This window comes from Clostridium sp. MCC353, from assembly GCF_018785315.1.
In the GTDB taxonomy this organism is placed as follows: domain Bacteria; phylum Bacillota; class Clostridia; order Lachnospirales; family Lachnospiraceae; genus CHH4-2.
This window is the reverse complement of record NZ_WQPN01000178.1, coordinates 26410-39670: the sequence shown is the minus strand read 5'-3', so window position 1 is coordinate 39670 and position 13261 is coordinate 26410. Positions and strand designations below refer to the sequence as shown.

The window sequence follows — 13261 nt, the reverse complement described above, 5'->3', positions numbered from 1 at the left end:
AAATGAAATATAAACTGGCGGCCAGTACGCTGGCATTTCAGGATTGGACCCTGGAAGATACGGTAAAAATATGCCGGGAAAATGGAATCGAAGCCCTGGAAATCCGCATGAACTTCCACCCCTGGTCCGCCCTTTCTCTGCCGGACCAGGCCTATAAGGAAATGTACGAATATCTATGTGAAAACCAGATGAAGGTATCTGATCTGGGAACCAGCATCAGGATCAATCACTATAATGAAAACGGTTTTGACGAGCTCAGACGCTGTTCCAGGATCGCCAACATCCTGCACTGTGGCGGTCTGAGGATCATGATGGGATTTAAGAAAAAGCGCTGGTCCGACGATGTGCCCAAAGTGGACTATGCCGGAGTGGTAAAATGGCTGATTGAAGCGGATGAAATCCTGGACCAGTACCAAACGGAAATCTGGATCGAAACCCACGATGAATTCGCCAAGGGAGAGGTTTTGAGAGAACTGTTAAACCAGCATGATTTCAGGCACATTAAACTGCTTTGGGATATTATGCATCCCTTAGAATCGGGAGAACAGCCCCGGGAAACCCTGGGATACGTGAAGGACGACCTGGTTCATGTACACATCAAAGACGGCACCCCCTGGGACGACCCGGACCGCAGCAGCTGGAAATACACCAGAATCGGTGAAGGGACCGTACCGATTAAAGAGATTGTGGACATGATAACCGAAACCGGCTATAACGGGTACTTTTCGTTGGAGTGGGAAAGGGCCTGGCGGGAGGAGCTGAGAGGGGAAGGATTTGAGGTTGATGAAATGATCAGGCAGTTTGCGGAATTTATGAATGGGATTTCCAGACCTACAGCCTGCACCGATTGAACATAGTATGCATCTTCTTGCGCAAACTAAAAAAGAGACACAGAGAATTATTTGACAAAGTATATATCATGATATATACTTATGGTATAAGGAGGTGCATTATTATGATGACTGCAAAATTGTTTGAAAATGGCCGGAGTCAGGCAGTTCGGCTTCCAAAAGAGTGCCGCTTTAATGGGGATGAGGTTGCGGTTAATAAGATCGGTGATATTGTTATTCTGACGCCGAAAGAAAACAAATGGTCTGGATTCCTAAAGAGCTTGGAACTGTTCTCGGATGATTTCATGAGTGATGGAAGAGAGCAGCCTGCGGTACAGGAGCGTGAAGCTCTATGAAGTATATGCTGGACACAAACATCTGCATTTATGTAATCAAGCATAAGCCGCCAGAGGTGATAAAAAACTTTTTAAAACATAATCCAGATGACATGTGCATCTCAGCTATCACCTATGGTGAGCTGATGCACGGTGTGGAAAAGAGCCAGGCAGCTGAGCGCAATCGTGTGGCCGTCACGTTGTTCCTGTCATCTATCTCCATTCTTCCGTTTGATAACTATGCGGCGGAGGAATACGGAAAAGTTCGCGCTGATCTTGAACGTAAGGGTACACCCATTGGACCGATGGATATGCTGATTGCAGGACACGCAAGGTCAGAGGGATTGATCCTTGTGACCAATAACACCAGAGAGTTTTTCCGAGTGGAAGATTTGGAAGTGGAAGACTGGACAAAAGAGTAAACAAATTTGAGAAGGGGCACTTTTTTCGTTGAATTCTCTCGAAGACTGGCGGTCTCTCCCGAAGATTGATGGCCGCTTCTGAAGACCAATGGTTTTCAGGAGCGGCCCAATAACCATCTAAGTGCCCTATACATTTTATTTCACTTGTCTCCGTTCATCGCGAATTCCCATCAAAATATACTTCCTGGCCTCCGCTGCCTGTTCTTTTGTAGCCGGAGAGACCCCTTTTAATGGATAGGAAATCCCCAGCTTTTCATATTTCATCTCCCCCATGTTATGATAGGGAAGCACATCTAAGGCCTTCACATGCCTCAGGGTGCCGATGAAACGGCCCAGCTGGTAAAGATACCGGTGATCGTCCGTAAGCCCGGGAACGACTACGTGGCGAATCCACATGGGGATTGATTTTTCGTCCAGATAGCGGGCGAAATCCAGGATATTTTCATTGGGCTGGGAACAAAGCTTTTCGTGCTCGCTGGAATCGATATGCTTGATGTCCAGTAAGACCAGGTCCGTGACGGACAGCAGGCGGTCGAATTTGGCGCGAATGTCTTTGTTTTCACGGCGGAAGGTGACGCCGGAGGTGTCGAGACAGGTGTGAATCCCTTTTTTGCGGGCGGCTTCGAATAATTCGGTTACGAAGCCGATCTGCATTAAAGGTTCTCCGCCGGTGACGGTGAGGCCGCCGTTGGAATAAAATTCTTTGGACTGGTCGTATTGGCTGAGGATTTCTTCGACGGTCATGTCCGTGCCGCCTGACATTTCCCAGGTATCCGGGTTGTGGCAGTATTGGCAGCGCAGGGGGCAGCCTTTTGTAAAGACCACCATGCGGATGCCGGGACCGTCTACGGTTCCGAAACTTTCTATGGAATGAATGTGACCTATCATTAGTTTCTCCTTTTTGGGGGCGAAGATTTTATATAAGGGTTGATATAAGGGGTGATATAAGGGGTGAAGGCATTTTTAAAAATGGGTTGAGGGTTTACATTAAAGGGTGAAGGCATTTTCAAAAATGGGTTGAGGGTTTACATTAAAGGGTGAAGGCATTTTCAAAAATGGCTTGAGGTTTTACATTAAAGGGTGAAGGCATTTTTAAAAATGGCTTGAGGGTTTACATTAAAGGGTGAGGGCATTTTCGAAAATGCCTTCACCCTTTAATGTCACCCTTTAATGTTAAAAAGTATTAGATAGACTGATGGAAGGTACGTGAAATAACCTCATCCTGCTGTTCTTTCGTCAGCTTAATAAAGTTAACCGCGTAACCGGACACTCTTACCGTAAGCTGCGGATATTTCTCCGGATGAGCCTGAGCGTCTAAAAGGGTTTCTTTTGTAAACACATTTACATTCAAATGATGTCCGCCCTTTTCAGCGTAGCCGTCCAATAAAGATACCAGGTTATCAATTTGTGCGTCGCTTGCGTTTGTATATGCCATAAATTTTCCTCCGTTCTGCCGCCAAACGCGGCCAGGTTAATTGTGATTGTTACCATTGAGTGTTTTTATTCTCTGTCAAGTGATTCGAAAATTGTCGGTGAACTGCATGCGCCGCCGCAGTCATCGTATTCAGGCAGGTCTTTTGCATCGATATCCAGTTCTACGTCGATATCGCCCATGAAGATCTGATCCTCTTTTCCAAGGGCTCCCGGGATGATGGAGAAGGTATTGGAAATGCCGTCCTGTGCATCCTTAAATGGAAGCTTTGCAACGGATGCCAAAGATGCGACTGCGCCATGGGTATCGCGTCTGTGCATTGGGTTTGCGCCGGGAGCGAAAGGCTCGCCGCCTTTACGTCCGTCCGGGGTTGAACCTGTGGCTTTTCCGTAGACCACATTGGATGTGATTGTCAGGATGGAAGTTGTGGGAATACCTCCCCGGTAGCAGTGGTTGCGCTTGATATAGTTCATGAAGGTGTGCACGATATCGCTGGCAATCTCATCCACCCGGTCGTCGTTGTTGCCGTATTTCGGGAAATCGCCTTCTACTTCATAGTCCACTACAATGCCATTTTCATCACGGATGGTCTTAACCTTGGCATATTTGATTGCGGACAGGGAATCCGCCACTACGGACAATCCAGCGATACCGGTTGCAAACCAACGGGTCACTTTATGGTCGTGAAGGGCCATCTGCACTCTTTCATAAGAATATTTATCATGCATATAATGGATGATGTTAAGGCTGTTTACGTAAACGCCTGCCAGCCACTGCATCATGTCCTGATAAGCTTCCAGAACTTCATCGTAATCCAGGTATTCGGATGTGATCGGCCGGTATTTGGGGCCGACCTGCTTTTTGCTCACTTCGTCGATACCGCCGTTGATGGCGTACAGGAGACACTTGGCAAGGTTTGCGCGGGCGCCGAAGAACTGCATTTCCTTGCCCACTCTCATGGAAGATACGCAGCAGGCGATGGCGTAGTCGTCTCCGTGGGTTACCCGCATCAGATCATCATTTTCATACTGGATGGAAGAGGATTCGATGGAGGTTTTTGCGCAAAATCTCTTGAAATTATGCGGAAGGCGGGTAGACCAGAGTACGGTCAGGTTCGGTTCCGGAGCGGTTCCCAGGTTCTGCAGAGTGTGCAGATAACGGTAGGACATCTTGGTCACCATGTGGCGTCCGTCAATGCCGATGCCGCCGATGGATTCCGTTACCCAGGTGGGGTCGCCGGAGAACAGGGAGTTATACTCAGGAGTACGGGCAAATTTAACAAGGCGCAGTTTCATGATAAAATGATCCACGAATTCCTGAATCTGCTCTTCCGTATATCTGCCTTCTTTTAAATCCCGTGCGGAATAAATATCAATAAATGTGGAGGTACGTCCAAGGGACATAGCGGCGCCGTTCTGTTCCTTAACAGCCGCCAGATATCCGAAATACGTCCACTGAATGGCTTCTTTCACATCTGTGGCAGGTTTTGAAATGTCAAAGCCGTAGATCTCGCCCAGCTTTTTCAGCTCTTTTAATGCGCGGATCTGTTCAGATAATTCCTCCCGGTCACGGATGATCTCCGAATACATGGTGCTTCTTGTGGTGGCTTTCTGCTCTTCCTTGTCCTCAATCAGACGGTCCACTCCATAAAGAGCGATACGGCGGTAGTCGCCGATAATACGTCCCCGTCCGTAGGCGTCGGGAAGTCCGGTGATGATATGGCTGGAACGGCAGGCTCTCATTTCAGGAGTATAAGCGTCAAATACGCCTGCGTTGTGGGTTTTTCTATGGGCGGTAAAGAATTCGCTGATCTCAGGATCTACTTTATATCCATTGTCAAGGCAGGCTTTTTCCGCCATGCGGATACCGCCGTAAGGCTGTAAAGAACGTTTAAAAGGCTTGTCTGTCTGAAAGCCGACGATGGTTTCTTTATCTTTATTCAAATATCCGGCTGGATGAGAGGTGATCGTAGAAATAACTTTGGTGTCCATATCCAGGACGCCGCCCGCTTCCAGTTCCTCTTTGCTCAGTTCCATAACCTGATCCCAAAGATCTTTTGTGTTCTGGGTAGGTCCTGCAAGGAAAGAATCATCTCCGTCATATGGAGTATAGTTCTTCTGGATGAAGTCTCTGACATTGATCTCTTTTTCCCATACGCCGCCGTTAAAATCGCGCCACTCTGTTTTCATTGAGAGTACCTCCTGTTTTATCTATGAATGATTAGTTAAATTAGTAACGTTTCGTAGTGTTTATTATAAATGCACATTGTATACACGTCAATAGCAATAAATGAGAATTTTTCTGGTTTAGCCAGTAAATACTTGGTAAAAATAGGAATTCCTAGTAAAATGGTAGAAAAAGACGCTTCCTTTATCAATTTGTAACAGTACAGCCGGCTTATCTTCTTGACCGAAAAAGCCGGTCAAGAAGCATCGGATGTCCATCCGATGTGAAAATTGATAAAGGAAGCGGCTTACAAGCCAGCTTGACGCCGCTTCCTTTATCAATTTTCCCGCCGTCTGAACTGTTACGTAAAATTATCTTGTCAAAATATTAAAATCGTATTATATTAGGAATAGTATGTGCAAGAAGGAGGTTATTATCATGGTGATCAGTAAAGATATGTTAATCGGCCAGTTAGTCGGTATGGATGAATTAATTCCTCAGATGTTAATGGGAGCAGGCATGCATTGTCTTGGATGTCCGTCCGCTCAGGGTGAAACATTGGAAGAGGCATGTTTTGTTCATGGAATCGACTGCGATGATTTAGTGAGCAAGATGAATGAAGTATTAGCAGAAAGATAGGTCAGAAGAAAACAGGTGAAGAGTCAGTTTAACTCCTCACCTGTTTTTTGATTTTTATCCGTTTCATGCAGCCGCAGCACAGGTGGTGTTTGAAAATTTTCAGCGGCCAACTGCGCGGTCTGCGCTCCAGGGAGTAAAATCCCTCACGGCCGGAAAATGTTTCCGGCCAGGAGAGTTCCTGTTAAAGATCGGCCAGCTTTTGAAGAGCGCTGTTTCTTATGATCACTTCATAATGCTCTTTGTAATAAGCCTCGCTGGCGTATTCCTGCCGGATCTTTGTGCCGTATTCTGCCAGAATATTGCACAGGCGGCTGAAACTGAGGGAATTGCTGTCATTGGTTTTTACCACTAAGTAGTACTGGCGGCTGTCCGGTTTCTTGTAAAGAGTATTCTTTCCGTCATAGACATGTCCAACAATGCGGGCTACTTCGCATATACGGTCAAGGCTGTCAAAACTATAAATCCGGGAAGCCGGAACCGGCGCCTGAGGAGCAGGCGTAACATCGTGGACAGGCGGTTCTTCCAGGGTCTGCTTCATATTATCCGATAAGAGGCTTAACAGCCCGTCGGCGCCTTCCAACAGTTCATGGGCCAGATCATTCACACTGTCCTGGTCTTCATCGGACATGGGGGTGAATTTTGAAAAACGGGTGTCCAGTTCTTCCGGGTCTTCTATTTTAGTGATGACTAACATTACGCTTTCATTCGACAGTGGTATGGCTTCTACCATGAGTGGGATATCTTCGGCTTCAAAACCGACTTCATTGGATGCTTTCTGGATCATCTCACGAAAAAGGCTGCGCGCTTTTTCGCTTCCGTATGCCAGTTCACCCAGATTCAGATTACGGACGCTCAAGTCGAAACTGCTCAGTGTACATCGAATCTGATTATCATTGATACGTTCTATCTTCATAGGATCACTTCCTTTTCTTTTAAAGTCTGCTTCCTCAATCTAACTATACTATATATTATAGCGAAAAGGCAATTCCTATGTGAAATTTTAAGGAATTTTTTAGAGATTTTTTAAATAAAGATTGTAAAAATCGTATTTTTGTATTAGAATGGCTTCAAGAGATGATATTTACAAAGGAGGTGTGCGTCTTAGAAGACACCGTTTTATTTGGTAAATATCAGTTAAAGGGTATTTTAGGGAAAGGACGCGCCGGTACTGTGTTTTTAGCGGTGCATATGGAACTGGAAGAATTCAGGGCCATCAAGCGGGTATCCAAGTCCTACGTGGATTACAGCCGGTTTAAAAGAGAAGCATTGATCTTAAAGGAACTGCGCCATCCCGGAATCCCCATCATTTACGATTTAGAAGAAGATTCTGAGTACAGCTACCTGATCGAGGAGTACTTGGAAGGAGAATCATTCTATGACCTGATCCATAATCAAGGTCATCTGACTGCGGCAATGACGGTCCGTTACGGGATCCAGATCTGCCAGATAGTCAATTACCTGCATTCTGCAGGGGAAATTCCCATTTTATATTTAGATCTTCAGCCCAAGAATTTATTGTTATGCAATGAAACTGTCAAACTGGTTGATTTTGACCATTCCGCGGCCATGGACCAGGCGAATGCTTCCTCACAGCGCTATGGGACCATAGGATGGGCGGCGCCGGAACAATACAGGACGGACGTGTTGCTGGATGAACGGACTGACATTTATGCCATTGGTGTTACCTTAATCTACCTGGGAACCGGAAAGTATCCGGAGGAATCCCCGTCACCGGGATTGTGCGGATGGAGCCTTCGGTTCAGGGAAATCGTCAAAACATGTCTCGATCCCGATCCGGATAAACGATACCAGTCAGCAGAAGAATTATGCCGGGATTTGATCCGGCTGGACCAGAAGACAAACGGTGTTTCAAAGTTATTTCAAAAAAATCAGATATCATCTCTTACAATCGCCTTTGCAGGCGGCAAATCAGGAGTCGGAACGACTCATCTGGCAATCGGTTTCTCTGTTTATCTCAGGTTATCAGGCTATCCCAGTCTTTATGAAGAGTGCAATGACTCAGGCGCCGTGAGGCGGCTGGCGCTTATTTTCGGCGCCCGGGCGGACCGGTTTGGCCGGGTCAGGATCAGGGGATGTACGATGAAACCCAGATATGGGGAGGCTGTGGTTCTGGAAAGATGCGGCAGCCCGGTGGTGATTAAGGACTATGGCAGTGATTTTACCAGATTGAAGGATACTTCGGATGCGGACTGCATTTTCCTTGTCTGCGACGGAAGCCTTTGGGAAGCCGGGGAGGCCGGAAAAGCCGTAGGGAAGCTGGATTCCCATGTTTGTACGCGGGTTATCTTCAATCATGTGGCGGCTGGGGTGAAAGTCAGGAAGGACGGGAATCTGAAACCGGAATTCTGTTTTAAGGCGCCCTGGCAGCCGGACCCATTTCATCCGGAAGAAATCCACATGAAGTTTTATGAAACGCTGATGAACAGTTTGGAAATCAGGACAGAAAGGGGAGGACTGCTGCGAAGACTGAAAAGAGCCGCCGTAAAAGCGGAGGGAAAAATGCTGCTTGGGCTGTTGGGCAGGAACAGGTGGTGAGCGGAATTCTGGGCACGTCCCATGGAGCCGGCGCCACTCATTATGCCATATTGCTGGCAAATTATCTGGTCAGCGTGTGCCGGTTAAGATGCGCGGTTCTGGAATGGAACGGACACGGAGATTTTGAACGGATGGAGCGCATTTGCAAAGGTTCCGTATCGGAAGAATCCTGTTTTTCCGTATTAAACGCGGATTATTATAAATGTTCCGGGCCGGAAGTACTGCTTTCTTGTATGGCAGAGGGATATGACCAGATCATCATTGATTTTGGAAGTGATTTTTTAAAACAAAAAATCGAATTTTTACGATGTGATAAAAAATATGTGATAGGCTCACTGAGCGAATGGCAGATAGGGGGATTTTTGGAATTTGTCCGGGAGATGAAGGGAGAAGCCGGTTATAAGAGCTGGAATTACGCCGTTTCCTTTGGGAGCGAAGACGCCAGAAGACAAATCAGAAAGAAGCTGAAACTTCCTGTCGAACGAATTCCTCTTTCAGAAGATCCTTTTGCACTGAACCGCCGGATGATCGCATATTTTGAAAAATAAGAGTCAATGAGGCAGAACCGGGAATGATATGTCACAAATACCTTCCGGGTCAGAGGTTCTGCCTCCAATAAAATGCCGGCAGGGCGGCGGAATGGGAGGAACATGTGAGATCAGATCAGGGTTTGTCACAGAGAGAGAAAAAAGAACAGCAGAGAGTGTATCTGGAGGGATTAAAACAGTACCGTGAGAAAGGAATCCCCATTATTATTGACGGGGAGGAGCTGGAAGAAAAGGACTGGGGAAAGATATTTGAGGTCTGCGAAGATAAGTATTACTATATGAGTGATTTTGTAGGGCTGGAAGACGGGAAACTGACGGAGATCCATTTTGACAAGGTTTATTACGAATGATATCAGGGAGGGGGGGCCGCGGGATACCACTTTCAGCCAAAAGTAAGGGCTGCGGCACAGGCGGGCGCACGGGGAGGTAAAAGAACCAAATTTTACGGCTTGTATGGTAATTTGATGTATTGTATAATGAGCGTACAAGATATAGGGGCGAGAGTATAACTAACATCCGATAATGCAGGAGGAAATCCATGGAGAAGAAGAAAACACTGCTGGCAGCGGCGCTGGCGGCTGTGATATTGCTGGCGGCGGGAATTTTAGGCGTCTGGCTGGCAATAAAGTACATGCCGTCTTTTGAAAAGGCGGATTTAACCCAGAGATATGGGGTGACGAAAGAGGAAGCAGCGATTCTGCTGAATGATGAATTACAGGAAGAAAAAGGAATTTTTAAGAACAACCAGACATATCTGCCTCTCACATGGATTAACAGCCGGATCAATGAGAAGTTTTTCTGGGATGAGAATGAAAAGCTTCTTGTTTACACCCTTCCTGAGGAGATCGTCTATGCGACCGAACAGACAAAAGGAAGCAACGGAGCTCCGCTGCTCATTCTGGAAGGGGATGAGGTTTACTTAGCCCTCGGTTTGATTTCAGGGTACACCGACATAAGGATCCGGTCTTTTGACCTGGAAACGGAGATCAGGAGAATCTACATCGATACCCGGTGGGATGCGGAAGATATGGCTGTGATGAAGCGGAAGGGCAAAGTCCGGGAAAAGGGCGGGATCAAAAGCCCGATTGTGACGGAATCGCCTAAGGGCAGCAAAGTCCGTGTGATAGAAGCGATGGATGAGTGGTCCGAAGTCATGACAGAGGACGGATATATTGGGTACATCCAGAACCGGTATCTGGCGGAAACCGATAGTTTCAAGCCTCAGAGCACATTTATTGAACCGGTGTATACCAATATCGCTATGGATGAGAAGGTATGCCTTTTATGGCACCAGGTTTTATCAGAGGATGCCAACAATACTCTGGAGGCCAGAATTGCCAATACAAAAGGGGTCAATGTGATCGCTCCCACCTGGTTTGCGCTGATGGACAATGAAGGGAATTACCGTTCGCTGGCCAGCAAAGACTATGTGGATAAGGCCCATGAACTGGGACTGCAGGTGTGGCCCGTTTTAGATAATTTCAACTATAACGGCGGAAAAGATGTGAACACCCAGGTGCTCATGGGAAAAACGTCCACCAGGAAAAAATTGATTGCCAAACTGATGGAAGACGCCGATACCTATGGATTTGACGGGATTAATCTGGACTTTGAAACGCTGAGAGAAGCGGCGGGGCCCTATTACGTTCAGTTTATACGGGAACTTTCCGTGGCCTGCAGGAAGAAGAAGCTGGTGCTTTCCGTAGATAATTACGTTCCCGCTTCTTATAATATGTTCTACAACCGGGCGGAACAGGGCCGGGTTGTGGATTATGTGATTGTAATGGCATATGACGAACATTTTGCCGGAGGCGAGATGGGATCCGTGTCCTCCATTGATTTTGTGAAAAATGGAATCGTGGACACGCTGAAAGAGGTGCCGAAGGAAAAAGTTGTGAACGCCATTCCATTTTATACAAGGGTATGGACAGAAGGGGACAGCGGGACTTCGTCATCTGCCCTGGGAATCGAAGCGGCCCAGAAGTGGGTGGAAGAAAACCAGGTGGAACTGATCTGGCAGGAAGAGCTGGGCCAGTATTACGGTGAGCTGTTTACCGATGAAGGCGGTAAATATATCTGGATGGAAGAAGCTAATTCCATTCAGTTGAAAATGAATCTGATAGAGGAATACGGCCTGGCCGGGGTGGCCTGCTGGAAGGCAGGTTTCGAACCGAAAGAGCTTTGGGACGTGGTGAATTTGAATGAATAAAAAATTAGCAGGTTTAATCATAGCAGGAATCATGGTTTCACTGGCCGGCTGTACCGTGAAAACGGGGCAGGAACCGGTCACTACGGAGATACCTTCCCAAACGGTTACGGAGCCGGTTACAGAGGAGACGCAGCCGGCGACAGAAAGTGAACCGGAGACGTCTTCAATTGAAGAAACAACGATGCCGGAAGAGACGACAGAGCCGGAGGAAACTTCGGCAAAAGAGGAACCGGGGAAAAAGCTGATCATTGCCAGCGATATCCATTATTTTGCCCGTGAGCTGACGGATATGGGGCTGGGGTTTAACTATATGGTAGAACACGGCGACGGCAAGGTGGTCAACTATATCTGGGAGATTACAGATGCATTTATTGAAGAAGTGATCGATCAGAAGCCGGAAGCGCTGATTTTGAGCGGGGATCTGAGCCTGAATGGGGAATACCAGAGCCATGCGGAACTGGCTGATAAACTGGAACGGATTGAGGATGCCGGTATTCCGGTACTTGTGATACCGGGCAATCACGATATTAACAATGTGAGCGCGGCGGCTTATGAAGGGGGAGTCCGTTTTCCGGCGGAGCAGACTAGGCCGGAGGAGTTCGAGAGCATTTACAGTGATTTTGGGTTTGATGAGGCCATAAGCAGGGATGAGTACTCGTTGAGTTATGTCTATCAGTTGGATGAATATAACCGGCTGTTAATGCTGGACAGCTGCCAGTATGAAGATCATGCCCTGGTAGGGGGGATGATTAAGTCTGAAACTTATGACTGGATTGAGCTTGAGATGGAGGACGCCTGGGAACAGGGGATGAATGTGATACCGGTAGCGCACCACAACCTGCTGGATCAGAGCCGTGTATACATTGATGACTGTACCATTGAGCACAGCAGCCAGTTGATCGATCAGTTGGAGGCGTGGGACGTGGGGATCTTTCTGAGCGGACACCTGCACGTCCAGCATTACCGGTATTCCAACGAACAAAAAGACGGAATCTGTGAGATTGTGACCAGTTCTCTGGCTACGCCGCCCTGCCAGTATGGAATATTGGAGTATACGGACGATGCCGTATATACGTACAATACAAAAGTGCTGGATGTGGAAGCATGGGCGCTGGATGAAAAAGTGACCGATGATAACCTTCTTGAATTTAATGCCTATAAAGGGCCGTTTTTAATGCGTGTGTTCTATAATAAAGCATATGAAGAGTTAAAACATATCGATAATAAGGAACATGAGTTTACGGACGATGAGATGGCTTCCATGTCCCAGGTGTATGCCAAGCTGAATTCCTACAGTTATGCGGGGCTGGCATATAAGCTGAAGGAGGAAACTCTCAAGGATCCGTCATATAAATTATGGGTGAATTATACTTATCCCAGCATCTTAATGCAGTACATAGAAGAGATCCTTACGGACGCTGTCGTGGATTACAATCATATAAAGATTGAGTAATAGAACAGTCAGCTGCATAGGTCCGTTTGTCACCCCGTCAATCCAGTTTAGGCAGGATTTCCAGCAGGGTTTCTACGGACTGCTTCAGCCTTACGGCATCTTCTTTACCGATTTTTTCCTCCAATTGGCGGAAGAAATCGGTATTCTTATATATATTCTCTTCGATGTAGCGGATGGCCGGGTCTGCAACGCAGATGGTGATATATCTCCGGTCACGTTCATTGTATTTTCTCTCAATAAAGTGGTATTTGTATAAGGTATCTATGATTTTCGTGGCCTGCTGTTTGCTGATCTTTAAACGGGAGGCCAGATCGGTCATGGTCATGGAACCGTCCTGCTGCAGAATCTGAAGGCAGTAGTAGGTTTCCAGGCTCATCTTATCTTTGAAGGACATTTTAAGGGGCTTTTCGATTTTATAATGCCAATATGGCAGCAATTTCAGCATGGTTTCTGTGAAGTTCATATTTATAACATTATCCTTTCCTGTGGTCTGCTTTATTTCCGGTTTACAGCAGGCATATCCGGTGATTCAGGCTGGCAGCAGCCGGAGGTATCATATGCCGGAAAAATGCAGAAATCATTTATAGTTGACAAATGGAAATCATTCTATATATAATAAATAGTAAACTATAGTGTACTATCATTAATAATGTACTTATTTAGTTTACAAT

14 protein-coding genes are annotated in these 13261 nt (G+C 46.7%); 9 read left to right on the top strand and 5 right to left on the bottom strand.

The window, feature by feature from the left end:
- The first annotated feature begins 2 nt into the window (after nt 1–2).
- The 3 genes from GPL15_RS26675 (at nt 3) to GPL15_RS26665 (ending at nt 1587) form a co-directional block, all read left to right on the top strand.
- A complete protein-coding gene (locus GPL15_RS26675) occupies nt 3–851 on the top strand; it encodes a sugar phosphate isomerase/epimerase (RefSeq protein WP_215701712.1) in 849 nt (282 codons plus the stop codon).
- A gap of 104 nt (nt 852–955) precedes the next feature.
- Complete coding sequence (gene vapB, locus GPL15_RS26670; protein WP_215701711.1) at nt 956–1186, top strand: type II toxin-antitoxin system VapB family antitoxin; 231 nt, start codon at nt 956–958, stop codon at nt 1184–1186.
- Nucleotides 1183–1587: a type II toxin-antitoxin system VapC family toxin gene (locus GPL15_RS26665; protein ID WP_215701710.1), complete on the top strand. Its 405-nt coding sequence runs from the start codon at nt 1183–1185 to the stop codon at nt 1585–1587. The genes vapB and GPL15_RS26665 overlap by 4 nt, the downstream gene beginning before the upstream one ends.
- Nucleotides 1588–1722: 135 nt before the next feature.
- Here the strand turns inward: GPL15_RS26665 and pflA are convergent, their stop codons facing one another.
- From pflA to pflB, 3 genes are all read right to left on the bottom strand, one after another.
- The gene (pflA, locus tag GPL15_RS26660) at nt 1723–2475 is read right to left on the bottom strand and encodes a pyruvate formate-lyase-activating protein (protein WP_215701709.1); all 753 of its coding nucleotides are present in this window, start codon (nt 2473–2475) and stop codon (nt 1723–1725) included.
- Nucleotides 2476–2770: 295 nt separating this feature from the next.
- Nucleotides 2771–3022: an autonomous glycyl radical cofactor GrcA3 gene (gene grcA3, locus GPL15_RS26655; RefSeq protein WP_215701708.1), complete on the bottom strand. Its 252-nt coding sequence runs from the start codon at nt 3020–3022 to the stop codon at nt 2771–2773.
- 65 nt (nt 3023–3087) lie between these two features.
- Entirely contained in the window at nt 3088–5208 is a 2121-nt protein-coding gene (gene pflB, locus GPL15_RS26650) for a formate C-acetyltransferase (RefSeq protein WP_215701707.1), read from the bottom strand.
- A gap of 415 nt (nt 5209–5623) precedes the next feature.
- Between pflB and GPL15_RS26645 the strand changes: the two genes are divergently transcribed.
- Nucleotides 5624–5824 (top strand): DUF1858 domain-containing protein, encoded by a 201-nt coding sequence (locus GPL15_RS26645; RefSeq protein WP_215701706.1) that lies wholly within the window; start codon nt 5624–5626, stop codon nt 5822–5824.
- Between the two features lie 181 nt (nt 5825–6005).
- On the opposite strand, the gene GPL15_RS26640 is transcribed toward GPL15_RS26645, so the two are convergent.
- Nucleotides 6006–6737: an adaptor protein MecA gene (locus GPL15_RS26640; RefSeq protein WP_215701705.1), complete on the bottom strand. Its 732-nt coding sequence runs from the start codon at nt 6735–6737 to the stop codon at nt 6006–6008.
- A gap of 161 nt (nt 6738–6898) precedes the next feature.
- On the opposite strand from GPL15_RS26640, the gene GPL15_RS26635 reads away from it, so the two are divergent.
- From GPL15_RS26635 to GPL15_RS26615, 5 genes are all read left to right on the top strand, one after another.
- Entirely contained in the window at nt 6899–8380 is a 1482-nt protein-coding gene (locus GPL15_RS26635) for a protein kinase (protein WP_215701704.1), read from the top strand.
- Nucleotides 8377–8928 (top strand): hypothetical protein, encoded by a 552-nt coding sequence (locus GPL15_RS26630; RefSeq protein ID WP_215701703.1) that lies wholly within the window; start codon nt 8377–8379, stop codon nt 8926–8928. The genes GPL15_RS26635 and GPL15_RS26630 overlap by 4 nt, the downstream gene beginning before the upstream one ends.
- A 104-nt stretch (nt 8929–9032) precedes the next feature.
- Entirely contained in the window at nt 9033–9278 is a 246-nt protein-coding gene (locus tag GPL15_RS26625; RefSeq protein ID WP_346345054.1) for a hypothetical protein, read from the top strand.
- Nucleotides 9279–9466: 188 nt separating this feature from the next.
- Complete coding sequence (locus GPL15_RS26620; protein WP_215701702.1) at nt 9467–11137, top strand: glycosyl hydrolase family 18 protein; 1671 nt, start codon at nt 9467–9469, stop codon at nt 11135–11137.
- Complete coding sequence (locus tag GPL15_RS26615; RefSeq protein ID WP_215701701.1) at nt 11130–12590, top strand: metallophosphoesterase; 1461 nt, start codon at nt 11130–11132, stop codon at nt 12588–12590. Before GPL15_RS26620 ends, GPL15_RS26615 begins: the two co-directional genes overlap by 8 nt.
- A gap of 37 nt (nt 12591–12627) precedes the next feature.
- On the opposite strand, the gene GPL15_RS26610 is transcribed toward GPL15_RS26615, so the two are convergent.
- Entirely contained in the window at nt 12628–13053 is a 426-nt protein-coding gene (locus GPL15_RS26610; protein WP_215701700.1) for a MarR family transcriptional regulator, read from the bottom strand.
- Nucleotides 13054–13261 lie beyond the last annotated feature (208 nt).